Raw genomic sequence first — 26,559 nt, 5'->3', positions numbered from 1 at the left:
CAAGGGACAATGCTTCGCGTGGCCTCATACAGCTAGCGCGTCCATGATCCGCTGATTGGCCATCTCGCGTTGTCCGTCGACGCACTTGGCGTAGACCCTGAGCAGCACGTCCACGCTGTGTCCGGCCCGTTCGGCTACGTCCGGCGCAGGCACCCCGGAGTTGAGCCACAGGGACACCGCCGCGTGCCGCAGGTCGTACGGCCTGCCAGCCAGCGGCGACGCCACCTGATCAGGAGTCAGCGCATACATCCGGGCTTCCTTCCACACCTTGGCGTACGCCGTCGTGGAGAAGACGCCGCCGGTCGCAGTCCGGAAGAGCCGCCCATCAGCCGCCGTACCGTGCCGCTCGACGTGCTCACGCAGGATCTTCACCAGCTCGGGCGGAATTGGCACGTCCCGTATGGCCTTACGCCGACGCTGCTTGAGCCCGCGGATGTCATGCGTAGTCCCCGAGTCCGAGAACCGCCGCCCGCTCTCCGGCCTCGTCTCCTCCAAGATCAGTAGACCCCACCCAGTTGAACCGCGCCGGGATTGATGGAGGCTCTGGTGTGCCCTGGGTCTCGTGGAGCTGGATTACTGGATTTCATGCCACGGTGGACGCGTTCTCGAACTCTATCGGGCTCACCATGCCCAGGCTGCTATGGCGCCGTTGCCGGTTATGCCAAATCTCCAGGTATTCGAAGATCGCGTTGGCGAGCTCGATTCGGGTGTTCCAGCGCCGGCGGTCGAGGAGTTCGACCTGCATCCGGGCCCAGAACGACTCCATCATGGCGTTGTCGAAGCAGTCCCCGACGCTGCCCATCGAGGACAGCAGGCCAGAGTCTTTGGCGCGCTGGGTAAAGATCCAGGAGCCGAATTGCACACCCTGGTCGGAATGGATGATCGTGCCTGCCGGTGGTGTTCGGTTGTCGATGGCCATGCCTAAGGCACTGGTCACCAAGGTGGCGGTCTGGGTGGAGTCGATCGACCAGCCCACCACGCGGCGGGAGTAGGCGTCCAGCACCGCGCAGCAGTACACCTTGCCCTCGCGGGTCGGGTGTTCGGTGATGTCGGTGATCCAGAGCTGGTTGGGGGCGGTCTGGGTGAAGGCCCGATCGACAAGGTCGGTGGCGATCTGGTCGGGCTTGGTGCGCCGCCACTTGGGCCGGCCGCTGAGGCCTTCCAGCCCCGCTCGCCGCATGAGTGACTCGACCGCTCCGTGGCCGACCACCACATGGTGGCCCAGGGTCAGCTCGGCATGCACGCGCCGGGCCCCGTAGGTGCCGCGGGAGCGCTGGTGAATCTGCTTGATCATGTCGGTCAGCCAGGCGTGCCGGATGGCCCGCAGCGACAGTGGCCGGTCCCGCCAGGCGTAGTAGCCGGACACCGAGACCTCCAAGACCCGGCAGGCGACCTCGACAGGGATGTCTTCGCCGGCCATCACAGCGACGGCCTCGAACCGCCTTTTGGGGGCACCACCTGGCGGACCAGCTCGATCGCCCGGCGGGTGGCCTGGAGCTCGGTTTCCAACTCGGCGATGCGCCGCTTGGCCACGACCAGCTCGGCCTTCTCCGTGCTGGTCAACCCTGGCTCCAACCCCCGATCGATACGATCCTGCCGCCGCCACGTGTAAATCGTTTGCGTGCTGATGTCCAGATCGCGGGCCAGGTCGACGACCTTACGTCCAGCCTCGATCAGGTCCAGCACCTTCCGCCGGAACTCCGGCGGATAGCCACGCCGTCCCATGCCACTCTCCCATCAACGAGTGGCACAAGAATCCACCTACCTCCCTCCACTAAACCCGGGGAACACCACATTCGGAGGTCACCCCGTCGCGCCGATCACAGAATCTTCGCAACAAAGCTCCGTTCGGAGGCTCGCCGCAAGCAGGCGTAACCATAGCGAGACACTCCGCCTATATGGCAGACCGCAGCCGACTCTCACCGAGTCACTAGAAGGGCTGAATCATTCTGCTGTGCAGTGCAGAATATAGAGGCACACTGGCGAAGTAGGCCATCCGCGCCTCGGAGCAACCCAACCCTGTGGGAGCAGTTCGTGACAGAGAGTAGTCGGCAGCAGTACATCCAGCGAGCTCTGGCGGATCACAAGGAGCGGACAAACCCGGAGACGGTCCGATTGCCGCTACGGAATACAGAAATTGTCCCCGTCATAGAGGTGCCACTCAGCATCCCGATCTTGAATGCCGACAGTTTCCGAATCGCGCCTCAACTAGCCGAACACCCCAAGCGGCAACTTGTAGCTGCCAGTCCGGACTCCGCAGAGGCGCAGGATGTGGTCGCGGAACTTGTACGAAGCGCACACCGAAAGGCCGAGGACCTCAAAGCCAACCTCCTAGCTGAAGGCGGTCAGACGCAGCCGGGCGTTATTACCCGCAAGGGAAAACTGATCAACGCCAACACACGCTGCGTGCTGCTGAGAGAGCTCGAACGGGAAGGGAACGGGCCGACCGGCACCCTCAGAGTCGCTGTATTACCACACGGCGTCACGGATCAAGAGTTACTCGAACTTGAGATGGTGTTGCAGCAGCAACTTGAGTTGAAGGACGAGTATCGACTCGTAAGTGAGCTGATGATGATCCAACGGCTCTACAACGAGGGATTCGCTGATGAGCAAATCGCGCGAAAACTTCGCAAAAAGGGCAAGGAAGTCAAGGAAGCTCGCGAAATTCTCACACTAATGCACCGTACCCGCGCTCTGCCAGATACCCCTCTCCCGCTAACCGCATTTGACTCGGAAGTCGATCGTCGTCAAAATTGGGCTGAATTGCTGCGTGACGTAAAAAACCTTGACGAGCGAGAAGGACATTGTGCCGGCGACCTACACATCAAACGTTGGCTAATAGCCTACTTCTCGCGCGCGAACTCCGTGCACAAGCTGCGGTTCGCCGAGGATGACTGGGTTGAACGCGACGGAGTAGTAGAGGTCTTACAGGACCACATGGATCTACGATCGATCCTGCCTAACTCAGAAAGAGACACTTCGAGAACGGGTAAGAGCACGGCGAATGAGACTGAGATTAGCCCCCCTCGCGACATAGCGATCAAAAATCAGGAGGACGAACTGGGGCTGGATCTCCTCGGTGACGAAGAACCGGAGATAGACGTAGCCGCGGCCGAACAGGTCGACGCGATCTTGAACCTTGTCATCGCCGCGAACAAAGCTGGCGATGAGCCAATCACGCTACCAAATGGTGAGTCTATTGCTGGGACGGAAGCGCTCCACACCATCGGACGTGGAGTCGAGGTAGCTCTTGAAACCGTCAAGCGACGACGACAGGCCGGTGGCCGGCTTGTTCGTCCGCTGTCCGAACTGGAACGAGCTCGCAACGCGTTGAAGAGCGCAGCAGAAGCATTGGACGAGGTGGGAAATGACCCAGGCTTCGCCTCACAGTGGCAGCACGTGTCTGTACGAGTTCAACAGATAGAAAGCCTTTTGCGAGAGCTGATGACAAAGCTGAGTCAGCGCGGTGCTGGTACAGACACAGGTAACTGGGAGAGCGCCGTATGACCTCGCTGCCCCAACCACGATTGTCCCTTAGCCTTTCAGGTAGTCCAGTACGCATATACATTAATCGCCATGACGTCTCCGATGATCAATGGGTGGAGATCGGGCTTCTAATCGCAGAAGAACAACCACGGCCAGGTAGACCAATGCGTGTACGCCCCGAAACCCTGCTGGCGCGCCGTGGCGGCCTTAAAGGAATTCTGAGCCGTCATCGCATCCGTCTAGACGCCGATCTGGCTGTCAAAAATCTTCTAGAACGCACAAAAGCCGATGACGTGCAGGCGCTCACATCTCTCGCCCTCAACCCGGTCAGCCATAGAGAAGAGCTTTCGGCAGATATGTCGGAGGGGCAGCCGCTGAATCGACTAAAGCGTAAGTTGCGTCCCTTCCAGCAACGCGACCTGCGTAAACTGTCCACTCTTTCTCACGGCGCCAACTTCTCCGTTCCCGGTGCTGGCAAGACGATGGTGACCCTTGCCCTGCACCTACGCGCGCGAAGCGAAGGGCTAGTTGAACGTTTACTTGTGTTTGCACCACTATCAGCTTTTGGGGCATGGGAAGAGGAAGCCCAAGAAATTGAACCGCCCCTGCGCGTGGCACGGTGGCGTGGAGGATCATTGCCTCTCAACGATGACATAATCCTGGTTAACTACCAACGCCTACCCAATGCGGTGGAACGGCTATCGGACTGGATGAGCCGCCAAGCTGTGCACCTCGTCGTCGACGAGGCACATCGTGTGAAGAGAGGCGCGGCTGGCGGCTGGGGCAGAGCACTCCTCGAGCTGGCCCCCCTTGCGGCGCGTCGCGACATTCTCACCGGTACACCAGCGCCAAACCACCCACGAGACCTCAAATCTTTGATCGACATTCTATGGCCTGGTGGTCGTGTCTCAGCACGACTCCCACGTCAGGCGCTACAACGAGAACCCCCGCTAGACGCAATGACCGAAATCGCCAAGGTAATACGTCCCATTTATGTTAGGACCAACAAGCGGGAACTCGACCTTCCTGAGATCACCATAGATCTTATGCGCGTAGGCATGGGTCCACTACAGCAGGATATCTACGACGCCATGTTGAACCGGTATGCAGGAATGTTTGATCTCGACAGGCGTGACAATGCCATATTCTCCCAGATGGGGGAAGTGACAATGTACCTCTTACAGGCGGCTTCCAGTCCGAGGCTCCTGGCAAGAGAAACAGATCAAACTCGGAGCTACCGATATCCATCTCTAGCGATTCCACCAGGGAGCCGTCTTGCTTCCCTGGTGGAGAGATACGCCGAGCATGAGATGCCTACCAAGATCCAACGCGCGTGCGCCATGGTTCACGAAAATAGCAACAACAACGAAAAGACTCTAATCTGGTCAAACTTCCCTGGAAACTTATTAGCTCTAGAGAGACAACTCGCCGCTCTGCAACCCGCAGTGATTTTCGGCGCGATCCCGAGCGACGAGGAGGCCCGGCCGGGGATACGCACTCGAGATCGGGAGCTAGGTCGATTTCGAGATGATCCCAACTGCAAGGTGCTCCTCGCGAACCCCGCAGCGATGTCTGAGGGGGTAAGCCTTCACAAAATATGTCACCACGCCGTTTATCTTGATCGCACGTTCAACGCAGGGCAGTATCTTCAGTCGCTCGATCGCATTCATCGTTTAGGCCTAGACAAAAACGATGATACAAAAGTGACAATACTCATAGCTGATGGAACTATCGACGAGCGGGTTGCCAGACGCGTCGAGGAAAAGACACGCCGCTTGTCACAGATGTTGGAGGATCCAGGGCTAGTGCAAATGGCGCTACCTGATGATGACGACTCCGCTGAGCTAATAGATGACCCCGAGGATCTCGAGGAAATCCTCCGGCATCTAGGTGATGCGACGACAAGCACGCTGGCCAATGAAAAGTAGCGGCCTAACACATCACCAGTTGCAGGCAGCCCTCTATGTGGCAAGAACTATAGATGCTAACGGCAGTGATGTCACTGCAGCACAGCGGGCTTACCGCCATGCAACTACCGATGGCATGCATAGGTCGGGCGATCTCAAAGACGCCGAAGATGCACTTCTCGCTGCCAGTCTCATTCGCCTTGTGGATGACCGAATCAATCCTGCGCCAGCTCTGACCGCAGTTTGCGCCATGCAGGACGTTGACGCTATCGACGTCCTATCGGCTGCCCTCAGAGATAACTGGGCTTCCAACCCTTCCCTCTACCAATCGCATGCTGACGGCACATGGACTAAGCCTAGCCAAATCCAACTTCGGGTGGAAATCGGGGAAGCCGCAGAAGAGCTTGTCGTAGCACGTTGCAGAGAAGACCTTATAGATCTTGGCCGACCTGATCTCTCAGCTCAGACGCAGCGAGTCAGCCTTATCTCCGACTCCCTAGGATATGATGTAATAGCCCCCGCTATTGCTGGGCCATCCAGGAAATTGGAGATAAAGGGGCAAAGCCGTTCTACAACCTACGGCGTCCGATTCTTTATCACGCGCAACGAATATGAGGCCGGAAAGACTCTCGAAGAACGGACGCTCGTATGTTGCTCTATCGGGGCCACACAGGAGGTAGTAGGTTGGTGCAGAGCGGCCGCCCTGGCACCTTACTTGCCACAAGATTGCAACGGTCGGTGGACCGAGGCTGTGGTAGCGCTTCCCCTCGACGCTTTAACCCTCGGGATTCCGGACCCGATCTGACAGCCATGCTCCGGCGACACCGCGACTAGGTCAAGATCGATTCTACGAGGATCCAGTGCTATAGTTCCCAAGTATGCAACCGACAGCCAACCACCGTTCAACCCGGCAATATGGTAACTCTTTCAAAGGGACTATTCGCGTGTCTCCGCAAGTACCAGACCAGCACAGTATCCTTTCCGCACTGAATGCAAATACTAATGCAGCAGGAAAAACTGTTCGCGTTTGGCCTGCATCTGTGTTGAACATTGTGCGCTGGTGCAGGGCGGCGAAAGTTGATCCGGTCCCTCAGAGCGCGGTCATTGGCGCTAACTATCACGAGCGTCAACAGCTTGCTGCTCTAGGAGGTGTAGCAGCGGCCCTCGCCGAACGCTCAAATATGCCTATCAATCTGGAGACCTTTCCTCCTCCCGTGCAACGCTGGCTCACCAGTGCACCGAATCCTCCGTCCGAACTTATTGACGCACTTTGCGATGACCTAAGATACGATGTCGACCCGCTGGCCCTCGTCTACGAACGAATCGTGTCAGGCCCCCGTCGTCGCTGGCTTGGAACATTCTTTACTCCTGCTCCAGTTCTCGAGTATATGCATGGGATCGTTCAGAAACTGCCTCAAGCTCCTCGTGTGGTGGCCGATCCGGGGGCAGGGGTTGGAGCTTTTACAGTCGCAGCACTTCATTGGTGGCGAAAGCCGGAAGTTCATGCCGTCGATGTCAACGTGGTGACGCTCGGTCTTTTGGCTACTCGACCAGACCTGGCACCCCGCCGGCTTGGCACTGCATCGCTCTCGAGGTTGGGGATAGTACAGGAAGATTTTCTCGAATGGCTCAAACATCACTGGCCAAAACTCGAAGGCCCACGTCTAATACTAGGGAATCCCCCGTATACTCGCCACCAGCAAATGACTCTTGCAGAGAAGGCGGCTGCTCGAACCGCCGCCGGGGACCTAGCACCTGGGGCTCGAGCCGGCCTGTCGACGTACTTTTTCGCAGCCACCCTTGCTGCCTTGCGAGCTTCGGATTCGCTATGTCTATTGCTACCGGCAAACTGGCTTGAAGCAGACTACGCACGGCCAGTGAGACACAAGCTATGGCAAATGACCAATAGGCCAACCGAACTTCACCTCTTCCCCAATGATCTCAACGTATTTCCAGGAGCACAGGTTGCCGCGATGGTCGTATTCATCGGGCCTGAGAGGAAGAGAAGGCAACGACTGAAGCTTTTCAGGGTAACCGGCGACCTTGGAACGGGTTTCAATGAGCGGAGCGCCGAGGAGATCGACAGGATCGGAGTCACGCCGCCAAGCTTCAGCCCACGGAGGCTTCTTGTTATTACGCATTCACCGGCTGGATCTGCGACTACGACGACTTTACCCCTTGGGGCGATGGCCGTAATCCGCAGAGGCGTTGCCACTGGAGCGAACTCCTTTTTCTTGCGTACAAAGCTGGAAATGGAAGCACTTCCGGCCTACGCATGCGTTCCTGCCATCAGTCGTCTTCGTGACTTGGTAGCCAATAACCTAGACGAAGCCGAGCATGCTGGTCTCGGTATCCGGGGGGCGCGTTGCTGGCTCCTTAGCATCGACGAGGAATCTGCAAAGGACCCCAATATCAAGCAAGTGATCGACGAGGGCGAGTCTTCCGGAATCAACGAAAGATACCTTTGCCGAACTCGCCAGCCATGGTACATGGTCGAAAAGATTCCGATTCCGGATATCCTAATCGGGCCTATGGGGAAAAAGGCGTTCCGTGTAGTGGTCAACACGGTGGGCGCTATACCCACGAACACGGTCTACGGAATCAAGCTAAGATATCGTACTGCGGAGAACTTCGCCGGGAAGGTAGAGCACTTAGCGACATGGCTGAGAAGCATAGAAGGGCAGGAAGCTTTACTGGCACTTGCTCGTAATCACCATGGCGATGGACTTGTGAAACTGGAGCCAGGCGCTCTCAAGCAGGTACAAGTGCCGGCGCGTATCGCAAGCCGTTTGATGAAGTAGCGATACCGATCTCGATTCCCTAATCGATTATTTCGCCATCACCTTATAGGCAGCTCTCACTCGCCGGATCACCATCAAAAGCGTCAGTATTAGATGAATGAACAACGTAGAAAAAATGGCCGTCATATCCGAGCTGAGCCCGGCCGCGACGATGGACGGTTCAATAAAAGCTACAGGAACAACGAGAAGGACTGTAATAAGCAGCCCTACTCCGCAGGAATATGACACATTGGCACGGAGCTCGTCGATCAGAGTGGGCAGCTTGTCGCCCGACTCGTGCCGAGGATCGTCTGCCACCTTTATTCCGAGACTGAACACGTGCACCAGCAGGCCGAAGAGAAATCCTGTGAGTATCGCTACACCGCTCAGGAGCACATCGCTAACGTACAGCTCAACCCCTCTCATCCAGCAGATCATCCCCACACCTACTGGAAGAAGGTAGAATAATGTGACGTCAGGCCAGCTAACATGACTTCTATTGTCGCGGCCGAACTCATACAGGGTATTGATATGATCTCTGATCAGATCACGGATACCGAGGCGTCCGAAGTAACGATGCATACGGGGACTCACCCGACAGACACCTCCAGTCAGCTGCTCAGTGAGCAGCTAAGGCGGTTTCCTCATCCTGCCTTCCCAAGGGTAGCGCCTAGGTCCGACAAAATTTCCGCGGCGTGATCTAGGAACTGCTCCCACATGGCGTCGTCCGGCAAGTCCTTGTCGAGCTCGTATATGAACTGGGGTAACTGTCCTCTCTCTATGACAATCGTTCGCTTAGTGTTATCCCTACCAACCTGCATTTCGACCCGCTCGTGGTCGAAATGCTCTTCGTCACGGGGCCTCAACTCGGCGGGCCGGGGCACGTCGTGAATTAGTACACCGCTATGACTACCGTTTACTCCTTCGCGCTTCTCCGCCATCTGCGTCAATATCATGCGGAAACTCTTCCCCACGCGCCGGGCGACACCTCCAGTAACTGTCATACGAAGATCCCCTGCGCTACGCCGCTCAGGCGCAAGATCTTCTATCCTCGTGGAGCGATAGATGTAAGAGATCTCATATGTCTCGGCGGTATCAAGGAACTTCTGCCACGCCTTCGGGTCAACGAAGGGGAAGACATTGAAGCGAACATTCCGTCGAGTACCAATCACCCTAAGAACGTGTCTATCAACGACGTTCTTCAGATGCCGCGCACCTCTGCGTTCACAAAAAAGCAACCCAATTCGCTCCCCGGCTGGCATAATCAACATCGCTCGTAGATCAATCATGGTCGCATCGCGAGCGCCATAGCGGCGGGTGTTGCCCGAGTCGACATTGGTCAGATTCCCGGCGCTTCCATACGGGCCTGCCGACCCCCGAATAGTGAGCGTCCTTCCCGAGCGATCAAAACCCCGAATATCGAACGCCTGTTCGTTGCGTTCATCAGCTTGAGGATTCAGCTCATCACTGAGGGTCTTCAAGATCACTTCTGCTTCATGGAGAGTATCGGCACCATTGCCGTTCAGGTCGTCGAGTGGACGAGCATCGTCCTTCCGCCTCAGGGTATGTGCCGTTACCTCGTAGATGACATAACCAACCTTAGCCACAGCCGCCCCCTCTGCACCGCACATAATCACTGCCTGAAGGTCTATATCACATATCTCCCGTCTGTGCATCTTTTGTCTTCAGGCGTGCACCTGGCAGTGTTTGATTAGCCTGAATTGTGTGGATTGTCCGGAAATAGTTATCTCTGACCTTGATGCGCGGATGATCAGTGCGCGCACTCCTGATCAGAACGCTCTCCTGATGTGGGCGTCGGACGCATGGTTGTCTTGCCGAATTGTGCTCGTAATTCATCAAGGGCGGCGCCTTGCGCCGCCACCCCGACCGATCCTGCAGGTGGATCGCTACGCCCTCCGCACCTGAGTTGGTTCTCGCGTACGCTCACCGACCATGCCTGGCTGAGCTGCAATGCCGCCTAACGGCACACATCAAGGACCGATAACAGTTCGCCCACGCCAGATGACGCTCGGTGATTCAGCTGTAGCCTGGTCCGGCTCTACCAGTCTTCGAATCCTTACACGGAGCGCTCATGAAGCCAAAAGGTGGGGGCATCATTGCTGCTCTCGTCTTCTCCGGCATAGTGTTCCTGCAGCTACGCAGCTGTATGAACGATGCCAGCAACGGCCAGGACAATCTCGCTAAGTGTGCGGGGTACGCGGTCAACGAGGCTCGCAAGAACGGGGATGACCCTGCAACCGTTGTGCCTCCTATCATGGCACTCGCAGCCGACTGCATGCGCGGGACGTACGAAAACCTTGATATGTGCAGGACCAATACGACCGCTAGCGACATCGAATGCACCGTCGACCTTGGTGACAGAGGTGGAGTGGGCACGGTGCTCAGCGTAAGAGGTGCGGTCGAACGTGCTATCTCACAGTAGTCGAGGTACTCGTAATCGAACCGGACTACTACGGCCTCGCCATGGGCGGATCGTAGTTATTGCCGTTCGCTAGTTAGGGCGATCAGATGTCAGGCCTTCGCTCCTCACTCCGGTCCGCCTAACTGCTAGCCGTGATCCGGACGGCGGCGCTCGGCGCCGCTGCACGGCCCGCCGCCCGCCCGTCGTCCGGGCGTGCGGCGTGGGCGCCGGTCCCGGACGACGGCGGGACTGCGAGCCGCCCGCCATACTCAGCACCCGCCGCACTAACCTCAGCCGCCGAACACGGCCGCACCGCTGCCGGCCTTGCCTCCGGTCTCCTTCACGCAGCGCTGAAGCTAGGTCCATTGGTTGCTCGTAGCACTCAAGGACTTGCAGAACCATCGTCCGTAATGAGTTTGAAATTTAAGGGCCTGTGGATCTAGTCCATGTCCGTCATGCTAGATGCATGGCTGCTAAACCAATCCTTATCGGAGAGCAGCTCTTCTCTAAGAAGAGCGATGCTCTACAAGCATGTCGCGACGTTCTCTACCACTACCCTGCCGGGGCACGCGTCCATGATCCTACGCACGAGCGATTCCTGATTGATCTCCTTCAACTCCATCCGGACACGGAGCGCAAGGTCGGGTCGGGTATAGATCATTTCGAGATACGAGCCAATCCCCTCTATCCGAACCAGGTCTCGTTCTTCATCGTCAGGACAGACGGATCTGAGACGGAGTTCAGCTTCACCAAGTGTCTAACACCACCCACGCAACGCCACTTGGTGCTTAACGCGATGCGTCAGGCGGTCGGGCCACAGGTCATTGCGTTCCTCCACGCGACGTTTCGTGATGGCGATGAAGTTCGATGCGCGGTTACCGGCGCGATCCTCAATGGCCCGGATGGGGCACATGTCGACCATTATGATCCAGAATTTCTTGTACTGGCTACCGATTACGTGCTAGCTCATGGCGGCTGGGATGCTTTCGAGCTGTTCTCAACCGACGGAGCAGTAGGTCCAAGCTTTGCCGATGTCAAGCAGGCTGAGGCATGGGTCGATCACCATCGGATGCCTGCGTCGTTGAGGGTGGTTTCTATACGGGCGAATCTGTCCCTCCTGCGACGTGGACGCATCCGACCTCGCATGGAGGAATGATCATGATGGCTACTCGGAAGCGAAGGTGTAGGGGCTTCTCATGACGGCCTCAGGTACATCCAAGCGAGGCAGGACGTAAATCTCGGTGGCACGTCGCATCCCCCTCACGATCGCCCTGCGGTGGTTGGGCGCCGTACGGGGCTGGGGGCGATCGGCGGAACGGGCTTCGTTCCTAATGGCGGTGCGGGTGCGTTCCCCGGTTTGGTCGGGGTGGCGGATGCCTTCTTCGTTCCCGGTACCTCGAGTCCTTCTTGCTGAGACTGGCGCTGTTGCTCCGAACGGTCGGACAGGGGCGTGCCCGCACTGGTAGTTCGTGGTCTGAGCCCGTCTGTGCAGGCAGTACCCCTTCTGTTCGTTGGTGAGCAGTGAGCTCTGAAGCAAGACCGGGGCCTGTGCAGATTGCTGGGTCACGAACGGCTGATCGGATGGTAGGCCTCGAGCCTTGTCATTAGGGCGCCGGGTGACTCCGCCACGGGACAGATAGCCAGATCAGCGGAGGTGAGGATGGGAGTCTTCTGCGGAATCGACTGGGCCGAGCACCACCACGATGTGGCGTTGGTGGACGACAGCGGGAAGGTGATCGCGCAACGGCGGATCACCGAGAGCGTGCAGGGCTACCAGCAACTGCTGGACATGCTCGCCCAGGCCGGCGACGACCCACAGAACATGATCCCAGTCGCGATCGAAACGACCCACGGCCTGCTGGTGGCCTGCCTGCGCGCCGCGGGCCGTCCGGTGTTCGCCATCAACCCGATCAGCGCGTCCCGCTACCGGGAACGGCACGCAGTCTCCCGCAAGAAGTCCGACCGCCAGGACGCCATCGTGCTGGCCGGCATTTTGCGCACCGACATGGCTCTGCACCGGCCGCTACCGGCCGACACCCAGCAGGCTCAGGCGTTGGCGGTGCTGGCCCGCGCCCAGCAGGACGCCGTCTGGCGGATGCACCGCACCGGCAACGAGCTGCGCTCGATGCTGCGCGAGTACTACCCGGCGTTCCTTCAGCTGTTCGCCGGCCAAGACGGCGGAGTGACCTGCCGGGAGGCCCGTGCCATCTTGGCCGTCGCCCCCACCCCCGCCACAGCCGCCAACCTGACCCGGCCGCAGATCCGCGCCGCCCTCAAACGCAGCGGACGCGTCCACCACCTCGACACCTGGACCGAGAAGATCCACGCCGGGCTGCGCGCCGAGCAGCTGCGCCAGCCCGCCCTCGTTGAAGAAGCCTTCGGCCACCAAGCCCTGGCACTGCTGGCCGTCGTCGACGCCACCTGCGCTTCTGCCGCCGCCCTGCAGGACGCAGCCGTTGCCGCCTTCCGCGCCCATCCCGACTACGCCATCATCACCAGTTTCCCCGGCCTTGGAGACCTCGCCGGCGCCCGGCTGCTCGGCGAAATCGGCGATGACCGAACCCGCTTCGCCGACGCCCTCGCACTCAAGGCCTACGCCGGCGCAGCCCCCATCACCCGCTCCAGCGGACGCCACCGCGCCGTGGTCCACCGCCGAGTGAAGAACCGCCGCCTGGCCGCGGTCGGCTATGTGTGGGCATTCGCCGCTCTCACCGCCTCACCCGGCGCTCGCGCCCACTACGACCGGCGCAAACACCACGGCGACCGCCACGCCTCTGCCCTACGCCACCTCTACAACCGCTTCCTGGGCTGCCTGTTCCATTGCCTGACCACCCGCCAGACCTACCAAGAGCACACAGCCTTCCCCACGGCCCAGCAGCGCTCAGCGGCTTGAACCACAACGGCTGACCGCCGATACCGCTGGGGGCTTCGCAGCCCCCAGACCCCTGCGCGCCGGAGCAACCACCGACGCGCCCTTCACCATGCCCACATCCCGCCGTTCGCGTCGGCGGCCACTCCGGACCGACTTGACACCCCCCGCCCATCGGATGTCTCAGCCCGCCCCACCGGGTTACGGGGCTGAGAGCCGTTGCGGGATATGCGCGGGATGGGGCTGGCCGCCAGCCGGTTGCCGAAGAGTTTCTGTGCAGGTCGGAGGGGTGATGCACCTGGTGGGTGCGGCTCCACTTCTAATCCGACGGTCGCAGGTTCGAATCCTGCAGGGCCCGCCCTCCAGACCAGGTCATCTAGCCTCTGGCTTGGCCTTTCTGCTGATCGTCCCCTGACGCTACCCGCAGCCGGATGCCACCAAAGCAGCCCTCAGCGGGTACTCAAGGGGGATATGCGCGGGCGAAACAAACGACGTTTGACCAGTTCAGGGGCAACTCTACGGGCCTCTGAGGAATGAAGTAAGGGTACGCGGAAGGGACCTGGCGGCCGGCTGGGAGCCTCAGTACCGTCTGGTCATGGGCGTCGATGCGGTACTGATGCGAGTTGAACAGCAAGGCACCAGCCCCAGACGCAGGAGCCTCACCGCGGTGGGTACTGCGGTGGATCGTAACGATGCCTTGGTGCGCCTCGTTGACCAGACCCGAGGGCGCAGCGCGACTCCCATGCTCCAGCGGCTCGACCCGTATGGGAGCGTGATCTTCTCCTCGGCCGAGATGCCGCAGTTCCTCGAAGAGCTGACCCGACTTGAGGCACTTGCCGAGACCTCGGAGGAGCTTCGCGTCATCCAGGCATTCGAGGAGCTTGCTCATGAATGCGCAGCGGACCCGACGCTGGAACTTCACCTCGACGGAGACTGACACCCTCATAGAGTGAGAGCAGCCAAGATCGGCTGGCTGGCGATCTCCCGCGGCCTATCGATGCACGTGGCGTAGACCTGCAGCACTCCATCCCGCCATGCCCGACCGTTCTGCCACTTCGGCGAGGGGACCTGTCAACAGTTCTCTTCCAGATAGATGAGCTCGCCGCCGGCATCGTTGACGAACCATGTGGCCTTGTAGCTCGACCCTTCGACGGGCACTTTCTTTACGCCGGGGCCGTCGAACGAAGGATGCAGTTCGGCCCAGACCCGCGCCCGATCTTCGGGAGCGATGACAGAGCGGTGGAACCCTCCAACTGCGCCGACCACCAGCGGCACCCCTGGTTTGGCAATCAGCCGCTTGACGATCCGGCGATCGGCGTTGCGTCGCCGGGCCCACCACTTTGTTCCATCCGGAGTGACCAGTTCGCCCGAGGATCCTGGACTCAAGCCACCCACCTGAGATCCGTGCCACAGCGGATCACTCTGATCCACGGCGACGGCCTCGGGTGATTCGTTCTCTCCCCGGCGGGATTTCCGTTTCGACACCTGGGTCCTCCTTGGGAGGTGGCAACTGCCCCGCGTCCTCTCCATGCCAGTGGCGCGAACCCCTGAAGGTAGAAGGGGTATCCCCATGGGCCAGTATGGGGTCCGGGGGCTCCAACGACAGATCGTCTTTAGGGCCGTCAGAGCCTCGGCTATGTGCCGGGTGGCGGTCTCACGGTGGCCATCGACGGATCTGACGTAGTCCCGCAGTAGCACGTTCACGCTGTGCCCGGCCCGCTCAGCCACGTCCGGCGCTGGGACTATCTATATGCCCGCGAAGCATCGACCGCAAGACTCGGACATCCGGCTTACCCATGCCTGCGACGTTCCGGGGGCTTGTAGGCCATGAAACGGCGTCCGTTGTGAGGGTGAGAGGTCGTGAGCGGGATCGCCAGGTTCCGTCTAGCGCCCTGTTCGAAATTTTCATCTGCGTGGACCCGGGCCTGATTTTGACCTGGGGGGTGGGGAGAGATTTTTCCGGCCTGTTGTGCTTGGGGGAAGGCGGTTTTACGGTGACCCCACTCCAAGGCGGATTCGGGTCGCGATCAAGTCGAAATGTCGTCGAAGCGCTTCGATAGTCGATTCGACGGCGCGATGACGACGAGATGAGGGTGCTGGCCGCCGGCGGCACAACGGTAGGAGAAGATCATGCTCAGGACGGTACGTCTACTCGTCCCGACGTCCATGCTCGTGCTGCTCGTGGGGGTGCTCGCCAACCCGGCGCACGCGGCGGCCTGGTCATCGTCGGATCAATGGGGCACATGGAACAACGGGGGGTACACCCTCTACAACAACATCTGGGGCGGCGGGGCGGGACCGCAGACCATCTGGGCTAACTCGTACAGCAACTGGGGCGTGTGGGCGAACCATCCCAACACCGGCGGGGTGAAGTCCTACCCCAACGCGACCAGGAATGTGAACCGGAGGATCAGCGCTCTGGGAAGCGTCAGAAGCAGCTTCAACGTCACGGTTCCGAACGCCGGCGCGTACGTGTCCACTTACGACATCTGGTGCGACAATCACGCCTACGAGATCATGCTTTGGATGAACAAGTACGGGCCGGTGGGGCCGATCGGCTCGCGGCAGACCAGTGCGTCGGTCGGCGGTCACAGCTGGGACGTCTACCGCGGCTCCAACGGCTCCAACCAGGTGTTCTCGTTCGTCCGGCAGGGCAATACCAGCTCCGGGACCGTGGACATCAAGGCGATCCTCGACTGGCTGCGGAACAGGGGCTGGTTCGGTGACGTGACCCTGGGCGACGTCCAGTTCGGCTACGAGATCACCTCCTCCAGCGGCGGCATGGACTTCCACACGAACAGCTTCTCGGTATCGGCGAGCTGACCCCCGGTCGAGACCGCGGCGGGCGTGCGGGCGCACGGCGTCGTCCCCGGACGCCCGCCGCGCGATCACGCCCACCGGCCATCCCGTGTTCATGCGGATCACGGGCGACGAGGAGAGGAATCAGCAGTTACTCGCAGATGCGCAGTAGGGCTACCTCTACGCTCTACAGTCTGTAGAGTATGCGCCGGTACCGGGTGAAAGGGTGAAGCGTGCTGCGCTGGTTTCGGGTCGTGGCGGTGGCCGAGGCGTGTTCGTGGGCGGGGCTGCTGGTTGGGATGTTCTTCAAGTACGTGACCGATACCGGCGAGCTCGGGGTCAAGGTGTTCGGGCCGATCCACGGGGCGATGTTCGTGCTGTATGTGGTCGCAGTGCTGCTCTCGGCTCGGGAGGCGGGCTGGAGCCGGGGCGCGGTGGTGCTCGGCCTGGCGTGTGCGGTGCCGCCGTTCACCTCGCTGTGGTTCGAACGGCGGGTGGCGGCGCGCACAACGGCCCCGCAACTCGCCTGACCGGCACCGTCATGAGGGTTCCCACCCATGGGACAGCGGCCCAGAGTCGCCGCTGGCCGCATCGTGGCCGCCTTGGAACGCGACTCTCCCTCGGAAGCCTGGAACTTCACGCCCTGGTGGTGCCCGCGCCCCTCTTTCCCTGATCTCAGCGTCTACGTGGGCGGCCGGGCACGATGGTGCCGGGACCACTCGAGTCATGTCTGTTATTCGTGCTGATAGGCCCGTGAGGTCCCGGCAGCCAGATGCCACCGAAACCCCATGCAGGCGGCAGCGGCATGTACCCGAAATGAACCACAGTGCCATGGCGAGACGCCGCACGCCCGGAGGTGGCGAGCCAAGGCGCCTCTTGCTCGTGATAGCCGTGGACGGAGATCGGCTGGGGCGTCATGCTTCGACGATGCTGGCGGACTTACAGGTGGGTGCGGCTCAGGGGCAGGAGGAGCGGGCGGTCAAGGCGCCCGAAGATGCATCGTGTGACCGCACCATGCATCTGGTCGGTCCGTGGTGGGGCTGCCGGACGTGGGATGGGTGGTGATCAGGCTGACGGGGCTTCCTGCCGGGTATCGACCATCGTGCCGAACCACCTGGAATCCGCCCGCCGACGAGGGGTCAGGATTCGGAGCTGGTTGCGACCAAGCTCGATCGAATGAGGAAGGCTCCTTCGGCGGCCGGGTCGTCGAAGGAGCCTTGCTCTACCCGCAGTGTTCGAAGGGGCTGGTGTAGGTGCTGCTGGTTATGGAGCCGCCCCATTTGACGCATTGGCCCGCAGCGGCGCGTTTGACTGGGCCGGCGTAGTAGGCGTAGTTGCCGGAGTCGGTGGTTCTGGATTCGCCTTGGGGTTCCAGGAAGGCGGAGGTGGAGGTGGAGCTTCCTAGGTTTGTGGTCTTGAGGGTTGCTACGCAGTTGTTGCCGTTGCCTGCGTTGTACAGGAGGTAGGTGCGGCCGCCGGTCAGGGCGGCGCTGTCTATGACGGTGAAGCCGCTGCCGCAGACCTCTTGGGGGGTGTACGGGTTGCCGGCGCCGCCGCAGGAGTTGGAGCTGGTCACGGCTTTTCGCTGGCCCAGGGAGACGGTCGTGCCGTCCACGGTGGGGCTGGTGTCTACGGCTCCGGAGGAGGTTCGCTGTTCGTAGTGCAGGTGGGGGGCGCTGGAGCCGCCGGTCGATCCGACGGTGCCGATGGCGGTGCCCTGGCTGACGCTCATGGAGCCGCCGGCCGCTCTCACCATGGTCGCGAGGTGGGCGTAGCGGGTTCTGGTGCCGTCGCCGTGGCGGACCTCCACCCACTTGCCGTAACTGGTGCTTCCCGCGTCGGAGAAGTACGCGGTGCCCGCGGCGGTGGCGCGCACGGTCTCGCCGGAGATGGCGTCGCTTCCGTAGGTCTGCCAGTCGATGGAGCCCGAGGGGTTGTGGCCCGGGGACCAGTTGTTGGCGTAGAACGTCTTGCCGCAGTTGAAGGGGCTCTTGTGGGACGCCAGCACGTTGATGCTCTGCGCTGAGGCGGGCTGGGGTAGCAGCGTCGTCGCGAGAGCGAGCGACAGGGCGAGGGAAGCGGATCTGAGGGACGTCTGCCGGGTCGGTCTGCCGGGTGTGGGCATACTCACCTCTCTGAACAGGTGCGTATCGGGGGGTGGATAGGCGCCCAGTCCGTGATGTCGATGAGCCCGTGGCGGCGGGACTACGAGGTGTCGCCATCCCCGGTGCCGTACTCGGAGATGATCTGCTTCTTGGGCGCCACGTTGGTCGGCCTTCGACGGGAGGGGAAGACCTCCGCCAGGGGACAATGCGACATCTCACCGCCTATGGGGTGGGACGGGTCGATCGTTAACATATGTCTGAAGGTTCTCTTCATCAAGCGCTGAGTCCATGAAATTTCGCGGAACATGGAAGGTCGGTGCCGAGGACGGGATCGGCCGGCTTGCGAGCGCCGGAGCAGGCGGCGCGCGATGGCGCCGGACATGCGGGAGGGCCGCCCGGGAAGCCGGGCGGCCCTCGTCGGTCTGGCGGAAGCCCTCATTGAGCGAGCGGGCTAGCAGAGCCTCACACGGGGTTCAGGTACCAGATCTCGTTGCCGGCGACGATGCCGAGGCCGGGGTCGCCGTTGCCTGTGATGGTCTGTTGGTCGAGGGTCGTGCCGCTGCCGGGCGGCGAGTGGACGACCTTGCTGCTGTGCCGGTTGACCAGGTAGAACGTCCCGTCGGCGACCCGTCTGAACGTCCATTGCTGGCTGTTGGCGGAACCGCAGTTCGCCTGCCTGATCTGGATGCCGCTGGACGTGCTGGCGCTGACCAGGTCGAGGCACTTGGAGCTGTTGACGTTCACCAGGTTCCAGTAGGAACCGGTGGCCTGGAGCCTCCACCGCTGGCTGTTGGCGGTGGTCGGCGTGTTGTGCGTGACGAGCGCGCCGGACGCGGTCGAGGCGCCCGCGGGCTCGGCGTTGTCGCGGCTGTTGTAGTTCTGCAGGTAGTAGACGCTGTTGTTCACCGGCGCGATGCCGGAGACCGAGTTGAACACCCACTGCTGGTTGGTGGCGCCGGTGTAGACCTGCTGGGTGATGGGCGCCGGGTGGGCGCCGCCCGCGGTCAGCGCCAGCCCCGAGAGCCAGTCGAAGATGGCGAAGGTGTTCCCGCCGGTCGACAGGTACGCGAAGCGCATGCCGTCCTGGCCGGCGCAGGGGTACTGCAGCAGCGTCGTGCCCGGGGTGGTGCCGCTGTAGGAGCTGTCGGCGCACAGGCGGCTGCCGACGTTGATGAACTGCAGGCCGGTGGTGTAGCCCATCAGCCACTTCTGGCTGGGGGTGTCCACGCGGGTGCGCTGGCTCAGCTCGGTGAGGGAACTGGTGGACCCGTTGATGGGTTCCAGCGCGCCCCCTGTGGAGACGTTGGTGATGACGTAGGTGTTGCCGACCTTGGGATGCGGGTCGCTGTCGGCCGAGCCGCCCGCGATGAGGTAGGCGCTGTTGGCGGTGTTCCAGTGTGTGGCCAGGTAGCTGCCGGCGGCGGGAGCGGCGTTGTAGTAGTCGTCCCGGTTGCAGTCGGGCAGCCGGTAGTCGTTCCACTGCAGGCAGCTCCACGTGGGGCTGCCGCCGTAGCACATGAGGTCCCACTGGTCGAGGCAGTGCCAGCTGCCGTCCGAGTGCGGCGCGCTGAGCTGCACGGCGCCGAAGGTGTGCCCCAGTTCGTGGGTGATGGCGTTGGCGCCGAAGCAGCCGGGGATGGCGTCCACGCGGGCGTAGGCGAGCCCGTTGTTGGCGTTGGAGGAGCCGGTCGTCAGGTCGTCGCCGTGGATCTGGCCCACGCCGCAGATCACCGTGGCCTCGGTGAGCATGAGGTAGTGCCGGTCGGTGCTGGTGTAGCCGAGGGCCTGGACGGCGGCCACACTGGAGTCGAAGTTGGCCAGCGAACCGGCGGGCACCGTCAGGTTGCGGACGACCGCGGCGCAGCCGCCGCTGACGGCGGTGGTGACGTACCGGATGTGCCTGCTGCGGTTCTGGGTGGCCGCGCCGTCGTTGAACGCGTCGTCGGCGTTCGCCAGCCACGCGCGGAAGATGGGCAGGAGCTGCGTGTAGCGGTTGGGCATCGACGACTCGCGCACGTACAGGACCTCGACGCGCTTGCCGCTGGTGCCGTCGCCGTCGCAGACGACCCGTTGCATGTCGGCGGGCGCCTTGGGGGCGAGGTTCGGCGGTAAGGGGGCCGGGCCGGCGCGCTGGCCGATCTTGGCGCCGGGGAAGACGTCCTCCGCGACGCGGATGGGAACGTCATCCGGGGGGGCGGCGGCCGACGCCGCTGGGGGTGAGGCGACCAGGCCGGTCGCGAGGAGGATCCACGCCGCGGCCAGGGTGACTTTTCGCCTGAGCTGCATTCCGATGAACTCCGATCGGTGCGCATACGCCCTCGGGGGCGATTCATCGGCAATGATCACACCACGGACTCACAAAACATCCCCAATGTTAGATTTGTCACAACCCATTGACGCGGGGCGTTTTAGGTGAGCAATCCGACGATTGTGACGGGGCGTAATAATTCAGTCTCACTGTCCGAAGATGGCCCAGGTGAGGGGCCGAAAAGGCGCGGCGGTTCGGCGCGACGACAGCGACCGGAGGCATCGGTCGCTACAGATCCGGCCAGGTCACGAGACTGGAATGGCATTCGGGGACGACGCGGGGCCGATCCCGGATGGCAGGATATTTGCCGCTAAGTGTCCCCTTTGGCCTTTCGAGGGGTGGATTCAACGGCATCGCTCACGAGGCTCAAGGGAACGGCAATGTTACCTGCGAGGGATGTGGCGGCGCTTACGCATCGCACATGGGGTGATACGCATCCGACAAACATCCTATTGTTAGCCGACAAACGTATTGACAGGCGACAAATCGCCATTCGCCAATAAGAGGGTCGTCTTCCGTACACTTTGGTCTTATAAGACGAATCCGCCCAAGTAGTCATGTGCATCGTTCCACCGGGCGCTCCCCCGGCTACCGGAAGCTGAACTCCTCGAAGTGGATCGTCGTGGCCGGGACGCCCAGGCGGCGGAAGCCGCGCTCGAAGGAGTTGATCATGGAGACCGGCCCGCACATGTAGATGTGCGCGCCGTCGAGGTCTCCGGCCGTGGCGACGATGCGGGGGACGGTCAGCGAGCCGGCCTCGGAGGAGACGTTCGTGTGCACCCGCAGCCGGGGGTGCCGGTCGGCGGCGGCCCGGATCTCGTCCCAGAAGAGCGCCTCGTCGGCCTGGCGCACCGTGCAGAACAGGTCGATCGTGTGCTCGGTCGTCTGCTCCATGTCGCGCAGCCAGCTCAGGAACGGCGTCACGCCGATGCCGCCGGCGATCCAGATCTGCCGCGGGCCTCCCCGCCTGTAGTCGAGCATGCCGTAGCTGCCCTCGACGGTTACCCGGTGTCCGGCCTGGATGTCCCGGTGCACCCTTCGGGTGTAGTCGCCGCTCGCCTTGATGGTGAGGCGCAGGTGTTCCGCGGACGGCGCGCTGCTGACGGTGAACGGGTGCGGCTCGCGCAGGCCCCACCGGTGGAACCTGACGAACACGAACTGCCCCGACCGGAAGGTCAGCCGCTTCTTCTTGCGCGGCCGCAGAGAGACCTCGATCGTGGCGCTGTTCAGCCGCCGCACCACCTCGACCAGGTAGGGGAAGGTCGGCCTGACGAACCTCGCCAGGAGCAGGGTGTACAGGTAGGCGGCGATGCCGGCGACGTAGGCGGCCACGAGTACGGCGAAGGGCACGGCCGTCGTCTCGACCACCTGGTCGACGAGCAGCATGTGGGCGAAGCCGAAGGTGAAGAACAGGCCGATGAACTTGTGGGTGTGCCGCCAGCCCCGGTAGTTCAGCGTGACGACCCGCCTGACGAGGGCCAGGCGCGGCCCCACGGTCAGCAGGACCAGGATCGCGATCCCGGCGAAGGCGATGAAGCCTGACGGCGTGCCGCCCGGGGAGCCCAGCGTCCACGGGATGAGCGCGACATGGGCGGTCAGCAGCAGGAAGCCGGCCTGACCCGTGCGGCGGTGGGCGCGGTACATGCGGTCGAGGCCGCCGAAGTAGGGCTCCAGGAACCGTGCCCGCGTGGCCAGCACGAGGGTCACGGAGAACAGCAGGACCGCGGTGGACGCGACGAACTCCCCGAGCACCTGCCGGACGGCGTGCGGTCCGGCGGCGGCGGGCGGGAGAACGAGCCACAACCCGGCGTTGACCGCCACGATCGCCACCACGACCGTCATACCGACGCCAGCCCTGCGCACACACCCTCCGCCCGCCGTCTACCGCCAAGTATCGCCACTCGCCTCGGGAGACGGGCGGGTTCCGGAGGTCCCTTCAGCGTCTGCGGCCGTGAGCCTCTCAGGACAGCGTCTCGCGGACGATGCGCAGCAGCCGGGTCAGGTCGGCGGCCTCGGCCGGGGAGAGGCCGATGGCGCCGGGAGCGTTGAAGGCGGCCACCGGGGGCTGGGCGTGGTGGAGCAGGGCGCGGCCGGCCTCGGTTATGCGCAGGCCGGTGCGGCGGCCTCGGCCGCCCGGGCCGTCCCGGGCCACCAGGCCGCGTTCGAGAAGGGAGACGAACAGCTCGTTCATGCTCTGCGGGCGCACCATGATCGCCCGGGCCAGCTCGGCCTGGGTGAGGTCGTCACGGTCGGCGAGCGAGGCCAGGACGCCGAACTGGGTCGGGGTCAGGCCGACGGAGGCGAAGACCTCGGTGAAGCGCCGGGCGACGACGTGGGAGGTCTGGATCAGCTCCCACAGCGGCAGGTCGGGCTCCCCATCGCCCCAGGGGCCGCCGTCCGGCTCGTCTTCGGCCGGCGCGGGGTGTGCGGGGCCGCCGTCCGGTTCCGCGTGATTCCGGGCGGTGTCGTCAGGCTTCGTGTGGTTTCTCAGGCCTTCCGGCTCGCGGTCAGGCAACGGGGGCTCCGGTGACGTGGCGGCCGATGTGGGCGGCCGTGGCGAGGACGGGGAGGGTGACGCGGGCCAGGCCCGTGCCGACCGGGCCCGACAGGCGGTGTATCCAGCGCAGGGGCTGGGACGACGTGCGGACGGCGTCGGCCGCGTAGGCGCTCATCCTGCGGTGGTAGCGGTGCACCGCAGTCGGGACGGTGGACCGGCCGGCGAGCACGCAGGCCAGCTCGTCGGCCAGGACGTCGGCGTCGCGGATGGCGGTCGCGGCGGCCATGCCGCCGGTGGGCGGCATGGCGTGGACGGCGTCGCCCAGGGCCGTGACGGCGCCCGCGGGCCAGGGCGTGAGGTCGGCGTCCGGGTCGGCGGTGTGGAAGCCGAAGAACGCCGTCGTCGCGGGGTCGCCGTGGCCGACGAGGGCGCGCACCGGCTCGTCCCACCCCCGGAGCAGGGCCCGCGTGACCCGGATGAGCGCCGCGCCGTCGAGGTCGCGCGGGGTTGCCGGGTAGTGGTCGTCGGGGGCGAGCACGCCCCAGATCAGCGTGGGCGGCTCGACGACGGCCGCGACGTCCGTGCAGGACGCGGGGTCGACCATGGTGCCCGCGGCGGGGTCGTGGACGGTGAGGAACAGGCCGACCCCGCGCGGCCCGAACGCCAGAGCCGGCCCCCGCGCGAGCAGACGCGGCACGAGCGGGCGGGTGCGGGAGGTCAGCGGGGTGCGGCCGGCGATGCCGCTCACCCCCGCGGGCGCGGAGGTGGGGCGGCCGGCGAGGGCCGCCGCGACCCGTGACCCCGCGCCGTCGGCCCCGACGAGCAGGTCGCCGTGGTCGGTGCGGCCGTCGGCGAAGCGCGCGGTGACCGTGCCGTCGGGGTTGGTCTGGTGTCCGGTGTAGGTGGCGCCGAACGTCAGCGCGTCGCCCAGGCCGTGCGCCAGCAGCCCGCGCAGCGGGATGCGGCCGATCATGAGGGTCTCGGACGAGCGGGGGCGCGCCTCCGAGAAGAGCAGCCGCATGCGGTGGTCGGCGACGGCGAACCGGCGGTACGCCCGCCATCCCGGCGAGCTGCCGAGCAGCGCCTGGTAGTGGGCGGGCGCCAGGTGGCGGCGCAGCGCCGCGCAGGCCTGGTCGTCGAGGTGCAGCCGGTAGCCGCCCGTGGCCTCCACCGACGGGTCGCGGTCGTAGACCGCCACCTCGACCCCGGCACTTCGCAGGGCTTGGGCCAGCGTCAGGCCGCCCATGCCCGCTCCGATGACCAGCACCTTCATGACCCACTCCTCAATCAGGGACCTGATAGAGGACTGTAAGGCGCCTGATACTTTCGCACAAGCGCCTCAGCCGGCGGGGGCCGCCGATGCGCGTCACCGAGCGTGCACGGGCCGGGCGTCCCGTGTCACGGGACGGCGTCCGCGCGGCCCGTGTGGGGCCGGCTCACGGATAGGCGCCCGGGCGGACGATCATCAGGATGACGACGACGGCCCACAGCAGGTTGTAGACCCCGGCCTGCATGGCGAGGCCGCGAAGCCGGGCGCCGTCGTCGGGGGTGGCGAGGGCCTCGCTCTGGCCGGGGTAGATGCGCAGGGCCAGCAGGGCGCCCGCGGCGGCGGTGAGCAGCATGGCGATGGTGAGCCAGATCTCGCCGGTGCGGCCCTGGACGACGGCGAGGACGATGCCGACGATCGGGACGATGATCCCCAGGACGCCGTAGACCCGGGTGATGCGGTGCAGCGCGACGGCGACGGCGCGGTTGCGCTCCCCCGGAGCACCGCCGGAACCCGCAGCGCCGTCGGGGTCGGCAGCGCCGTCGGGACCGGCAGCACCGTCGGCCCCCGCAACACCGTCGGGACCGGCGGAACCGTCGGGACCCGGAGCGCTCACGGCGACGGGCGCGTAGCGCGGGAACAGGCTCGCCGCCACGGCGGAGCCTCCGACGAACACGATGCCGGCGAGTACGTGCACCGACAGCAGCACGGCTTCCATGATTGCCCCCCTCAACCTTCAGGCAGCCTGAAGCCTAGCACGCAAGCTTCAGGAAGGCTGAAGGTCAGGGGTCGCCCCGGAAAGGGGGCCGTGGGCCGGCGTCAGGACGAGGACGGCCCCGCGAAGGCCGCGTGCACGGTGTGGGCGATCTGCCGCTGGATCGGGTCGGCGTCCGGGCCGAACAACCGGTCGTCGACCTCGGCCACCTCCTTCCGCGCCGCCTCCAGAAGGCGGGCGCCGGCCGGGGTGACCTCGATGACGGACGCCGATCCGGCCCGGGCGGTGCTGTCGCGCACCAGCCCGGCGGCGGCGAGCGCCTTCACCGCGCTGTGAACGCTCTGGACCGTGGTGCCCGACATGCGCGCCAGGTCGCTGAACGACACGCCGGGCACTCCGGCGATGTGGCCCAGCAGCCCCAGCCTGCTGACCGTGAGATCGAGCGGCGCGAGCGCGCCGTTGAGCTCGGTCTCGATCCGGCGCGCCAGCGTGAGCAGGATGATGGAGACGCTGGTCACCGGCGGGCGGGGACGGTCGTTCTCGGCGGTCACCTCCCCAGTCTCCCGCACCGGCGTGCCGTGACGGCGCCTGTCGGAGGGCCGGCGCGCTGTGTAGGGTCGGGCGGCATGCGGCTCACCGTGTTCGGAGGGTGGGGGGCCTGGCCCGGCGCCGGGCAGGCGTGCGGGGGTTACCTGCTGGAGCACGACGGCTTCCGGCTGCTGATCGACCCGGGGTACGCCGTCGTCCCGCGACTTCTGCGCGACATGGACGCGCGGGACGTCGACGCGGTGCTGGTGAGTCACGGGCACCCAGATCACTGCGCCGACCTCAGCCCCCTGCTGCGGGCGCGGGCGTTCGTCGACGACCCGGCTCCCCCGCTTCCGGTGCACACGCTTCCGGGGGCGGTCGACCCGGTCATCGCGCTGGATCGGGCGACGGCCCTCCAGGACGCCCACCGGGTGCGTGACTTCACGGCGGGCAGCCGGTTCGAGATCGGGCCCTTCCTCGTGGACTCCTGGCCGCTGCCGCACTCGGTGCCCAGCGCCGGGCTGCGCCTGGAGGCGGGCGGGCGGGTGCTGGCCTACACCGGGGACACCGGGCCGAGCCCCGACCTGGTGACCCTCGCCAGGGATGCCGACGTGTTCCTCGCCGAGGCCAGCTACGCCGAGCACGTGCCGGCGGGCATGGCCTCGCATCTGTCCAGCGCGCGGCAGGCGGGGCGGTACGCGGACGAGGCGGGGGTCCGGCGCCTCGTCCTCACCCATCTGATCCCCGGGACCGGGCCGGAAGCCGCCGAGGACGCGGCCCGGAGGTCCTACGACGGTGAGATCGCGGTGGCCCGCCCCGGACTCGCCGTCGACCTCGGTTGAGGGGGAACCCCCGGCACACGGGGCGCCTTGAGGC

At 63.9% G+C, this 26,559-nt stretch carries 22 protein-coding genes; 9 read left to right on the top strand and 13 right to left on the bottom strand.

Annotated elements, in window-relative coordinates:
• Positions 1-24: 24 nt before the first annotated feature.
• From PYR91_RS30040 to PYR91_RS30030, 3 genes are all read right to left on the bottom strand, one after another.
• The gene (locus PYR91_RS30040) at positions 25-372 is read right to left on the bottom strand and encodes a hypothetical protein (RefSeq protein WP_279785250.1); all 348 of its coding nucleotides are present in this window, start codon (positions 370-372) and stop codon (positions 25-27) included.
• A 211-nt stretch (positions 373-583) separates the two neighbouring features.
• Positions 584-1,420 (bottom strand): IS3 family transposase, encoded by an 837-nt coding sequence (locus PYR91_RS30035; RefSeq protein ID WP_279785248.1) that lies wholly within the window; start codon positions 1,418-1,420, stop codon positions 584-586.
• Positions 1,420-1,725 carry a transposase gene (locus PYR91_RS30030; protein WP_279785246.1) on the bottom strand — a complete coding sequence of 102 codons (306 nt, stop codon included), beginning with the start codon at positions 1,723-1,725 and terminating at the stop codon, positions 1,420-1,422. Before PYR91_RS30030 ends, PYR91_RS30035 begins: the two co-directional genes overlap by 1 nt.
• A 309-nt stretch (positions 1,726-2,034) precedes the next feature.
• Between PYR91_RS30030 and PYR91_RS30025 the strand changes: the two genes are divergently transcribed.
• From PYR91_RS30025 to PYR91_RS30015, 3 genes are all read left to right on the top strand, one after another.
• Positions 2,035-3,507 (top strand): hypothetical protein, encoded by a 1,473-nt coding sequence (locus PYR91_RS30025; protein ID WP_279785244.1) that lies wholly within the window; start codon positions 2,035-2,037, stop codon positions 3,505-3,507.
• A 92-nt stretch (positions 3,508-3,599) separates the two neighbouring features.
• On the top strand, positions 3,600-5,414 hold the full coding sequence (locus PYR91_RS30020) for a DEAD/DEAH box helicase (protein WP_279785242.1): 1,815 nt from the start codon (positions 3,600-3,602) through the stop codon (positions 5,412-5,414).
• Between the two features lie 857 nt (positions 5,415-6,271).
• Positions 6,272-8,194, top strand: coding sequence for an Eco57I restriction-modification methylase domain-containing protein (locus PYR91_RS30015; RefSeq protein ID WP_347943679.1), 1,923 nt, complete (start codon positions 6,272-6,274; stop codon positions 8,192-8,194).
• Positions 8,195-8,221: 27 nt separating this feature from the next.
• Here the strand turns inward: PYR91_RS30015 and PYR91_RS30010 are convergent, their stop codons facing one another.
• Both PYR91_RS30010 and PYR91_RS30005 read right to left on the bottom strand, forming a co-directional pair.
• Positions 8,222-8,755, bottom strand: a complete 534-nt coding sequence (locus PYR91_RS30010; RefSeq protein WP_279785240.1) for a hypothetical protein — start codon at positions 8,753-8,755, stop codon at positions 8,222-8,224.
• A gap of 62 nt (positions 8,756-8,817) precedes the next feature.
• Positions 8,818-9,849, bottom strand: coding sequence for a hypothetical protein (locus PYR91_RS30005; RefSeq protein WP_279785238.1), 1,032 nt, complete (start codon positions 9,847-9,849; stop codon positions 8,818-8,820).
• A 1,212-nt stretch (positions 9,850-11,061) separates the two neighbouring features.
• On the opposite strand from PYR91_RS30005, the gene PYR91_RS30000 reads away from it, so the two are divergent.
• The 3 genes from PYR91_RS30000 (at position 11,062) to PYR91_RS29990 (ending at position 14,401) form a co-directional block, all read left to right on the top strand.
• Positions 11,062-11,751, top strand: a complete 690-nt coding sequence (locus PYR91_RS30000; RefSeq protein WP_279785236.1) for a DCL family protein — start codon at positions 11,062-11,064, stop codon at positions 11,749-11,751.
• A gap of 504 nt (positions 11,752-12,255) precedes the next feature.
• Positions 12,256-13,488 carry an IS110 family transposase gene (locus tag PYR91_RS29995; protein WP_279785234.1) on the top strand — a complete coding sequence of 411 codons (1,233 nt, stop codon included), beginning with the start codon at positions 12,256-12,258 and terminating at the stop codon, positions 13,486-13,488.
• A 571-nt stretch (positions 13,489-14,059) separates the two neighbouring features.
• The gene (locus PYR91_RS29990; RefSeq protein WP_279785233.1) at positions 14,060-14,401 is read left to right on the top strand and encodes a hypothetical protein; all 342 of its coding nucleotides are present in this window, start codon (positions 14,060-14,062) and stop codon (positions 14,399-14,401) included.
• A 134-nt stretch (positions 14,402-14,535) separates the two neighbouring features.
• Here PYR91_RS29990 and PYR91_RS29985 read toward each other — a convergent pair whose 3' ends face one another.
• A complete protein-coding gene (locus tag PYR91_RS29985; protein ID WP_279785231.1) occupies positions 14,536-14,949 on the bottom strand; it encodes a hypothetical protein in 414 nt (137 codons plus the stop codon).
• A 645-nt stretch (positions 14,950-15,594) separates the two neighbouring features.
• On the opposite strand from PYR91_RS29985, the gene PYR91_RS29980 reads away from it, so the two are divergent.
• Both PYR91_RS29980 and PYR91_RS29975 read left to right on the top strand, forming a co-directional pair.
• Positions 15,595-16,287, top strand: coding sequence for a hypothetical protein (locus tag PYR91_RS29980; protein WP_279785230.1), 693 nt, complete (start codon positions 15,595-15,597; stop codon positions 16,285-16,287).
• Between the two features lie 209 nt (positions 16,288-16,496).
• Entirely contained in the window at positions 16,497-16,793 is a 297-nt protein-coding gene (locus PYR91_RS29975) for a DUF3817 domain-containing protein (protein WP_279785228.1), read from the top strand.
• Between the two features lie 692 nt (positions 16,794-17,485).
• On the opposite strand, the gene PYR91_RS29970 is transcribed toward PYR91_RS29975, so the two are convergent.
• The 7 genes from PYR91_RS29970 to PYR91_RS29940 all read right to left on the bottom strand — a co-directional run bounded on the left by PYR91_RS29970 (position 17,486) and on the right by PYR91_RS29940 (position 25,706).
• Positions 17,486-18,388: a M23 family metallopeptidase gene (locus PYR91_RS29970; RefSeq protein WP_279785226.1), complete on the bottom strand. Its 903-nt coding sequence runs from the start codon at positions 18,386-18,388 to the stop codon at positions 17,486-17,488.
• A gap of 442 nt (positions 18,389-18,830) precedes the next feature.
• Positions 18,831-20,654 (bottom strand): RICIN domain-containing protein, encoded by a 1,824-nt coding sequence (locus tag PYR91_RS29965; RefSeq protein ID WP_279785225.1) that lies wholly within the window; start codon positions 20,652-20,654, stop codon positions 18,831-18,833.
• A gap of 610 nt (positions 20,655-21,264) precedes the next feature.
• The gene (locus PYR91_RS29960) at positions 21,265-22,518 is read right to left on the bottom strand and encodes a ferredoxin reductase family protein (protein WP_279785223.1); all 1,254 of its coding nucleotides are present in this window, start codon (positions 22,516-22,518) and stop codon (positions 21,265-21,267) included.
• A 118-nt stretch (positions 22,519-22,636) separates the two neighbouring features.
• Entirely contained in the window at positions 22,637-23,191 is a 555-nt protein-coding gene (locus PYR91_RS29955; RefSeq protein WP_279785221.1) for a MarR family winged helix-turn-helix transcriptional regulator, read from the bottom strand.
• Positions 23,184-24,446: an NAD(P)/FAD-dependent oxidoreductase gene (locus tag PYR91_RS29950; RefSeq protein WP_279785219.1), complete on the bottom strand. Its 1,263-nt coding sequence runs from the start codon at positions 24,444-24,446 to the stop codon at positions 23,184-23,186. The genes PYR91_RS29955 and PYR91_RS29950 overlap by 8 nt, the downstream gene beginning before the upstream one ends.
• A 163-nt stretch (positions 24,447-24,609) precedes the next feature.
• Entirely contained in the window at positions 24,610-25,158 is a 549-nt protein-coding gene (locus tag PYR91_RS29945; protein WP_279785217.1) for a hypothetical protein, read from the bottom strand.
• A gap of 101 nt (positions 25,159-25,259) precedes the next feature.
• Positions 25,260-25,706, bottom strand: coding sequence for a MarR family winged helix-turn-helix transcriptional regulator (locus PYR91_RS29940; protein ID WP_279785215.1), 447 nt, complete (start codon positions 25,704-25,706; stop codon positions 25,260-25,262).
• A gap of 75 nt (positions 25,707-25,781) precedes the next feature.
• Between PYR91_RS29940 and PYR91_RS29935 the strand changes: the two genes are divergently transcribed.
• Entirely contained in the window at positions 25,782-26,525 is a 744-nt protein-coding gene (locus PYR91_RS29935; RefSeq protein WP_279785214.1) for an MBL fold metallo-hydrolase, read from the top strand.
• Positions 26,526-26,559 lie beyond the last annotated feature (34 nt).

The organism is Sphaerisporangium sp. TRM90804 (assembly GCF_029846175.1).
GTDB lineage: Bacteria > Actinomycetota > Actinomycetes > Streptosporangiales > Streptosporangiaceae > Sphaerisporangium.
Note: the sequence above shows the minus strand (reverse complement) of the source record. Positions and strands in the feature narration are given on the sequence as shown.

Excerpts from the sequence above, each read along its gene's own strand:
- PYR91_RS30035 (WP_279785248.1), bottom strand. The coding sequence starts at position 1,420 with ATGGCCGGCGAAGACATCCCTGTCGAGGTCGCCTGCCGGGTCTTGGAG.
- PYR91_RS30030 (WP_279785246.1), bottom strand. The coding sequence starts at position 1,725 with ATGGGACGGCGTGGCTATCCGCCGGAGTTCCGGCGGAAGGTGCTGGAC.
- PYR91_RS30015 (WP_347943679.1), top strand. The coding sequence starts at position 6,272 with ATGCAACCGACAGCCAACCACCGTTCAACCCGGCAATATGGTAACTCT.
- PYR91_RS30010 (WP_279785240.1), bottom strand. The coding sequence starts at position 8,755 with ATGCATCGTTACTTCGGACGCCTCGGTATCCGTGATCTGATCAGAGAT.
- PYR91_RS30005 (WP_279785238.1), bottom strand. The coding sequence starts at position 9,849 with ATGCACAGACGGGAGATATGTGATATAGACCTTCAGGCAGTGATTATG.
- PYR91_RS30000 (WP_279785236.1), top strand. The coding sequence starts at position 11,062 with ATGGCTGCTAAACCAATCCTTATCGGAGAGCAGCTCTTCTCTAAGAAG.
- PYR91_RS29995 (WP_279785234.1), top strand. The coding sequence starts at position 12,256 with ATGGGAGTCTTCTGCGGAATCGACTGGGCCGAGCACCACCACGATGTG.
- PYR91_RS29990 (WP_279785233.1), top strand. The coding sequence starts at position 14,060 with ATGGGCGTCGATGCGGTACTGATGCGAGTTGAACAGCAAGGCACCAGC.
- PYR91_RS29980 (WP_279785230.1), top strand. The coding sequence starts at position 15,595 with ATGCTCAGGACGGTACGTCTACTCGTCCCGACGTCCATGCTCGTGCTG.
- PYR91_RS29970 (WP_279785226.1), bottom strand. The coding sequence starts at position 18,388 with ATGCCCACACCCGGCAGACCGACCCGGCAGACGTCCCTCAGATCCGCT.
- PYR91_RS29965 (WP_279785225.1), bottom strand. The coding sequence starts at position 20,654 with ATGCAGCTCAGGCGAAAAGTCACCCTGGCCGCGGCGTGGATCCTCCTC.
- PYR91_RS29960 (WP_279785223.1), bottom strand. The coding sequence starts at position 22,518 with ATGACGGTCGTGGTGGCGATCGTGGCGGTCAACGCCGGGTTGTGGCTC.
- PYR91_RS29950 (WP_279785219.1), bottom strand. The coding sequence starts at position 24,446 with ATGAAGGTGCTGGTCATCGGAGCGGGCATGGGCGGCCTGACGCTGGCC.
- PYR91_RS29945 (WP_279785217.1), bottom strand. The coding sequence starts at position 25,158 with ATGGAAGCCGTGCTGCTGTCGGTGCACGTACTCGCCGGCATCGTGTTC.
- PYR91_RS29935 (WP_279785214.1), top strand. The coding sequence starts at position 25,782 with ATGCGGCTCACCGTGTTCGGAGGGTGGGGGGCCTGGCCCGGCGCCGGG.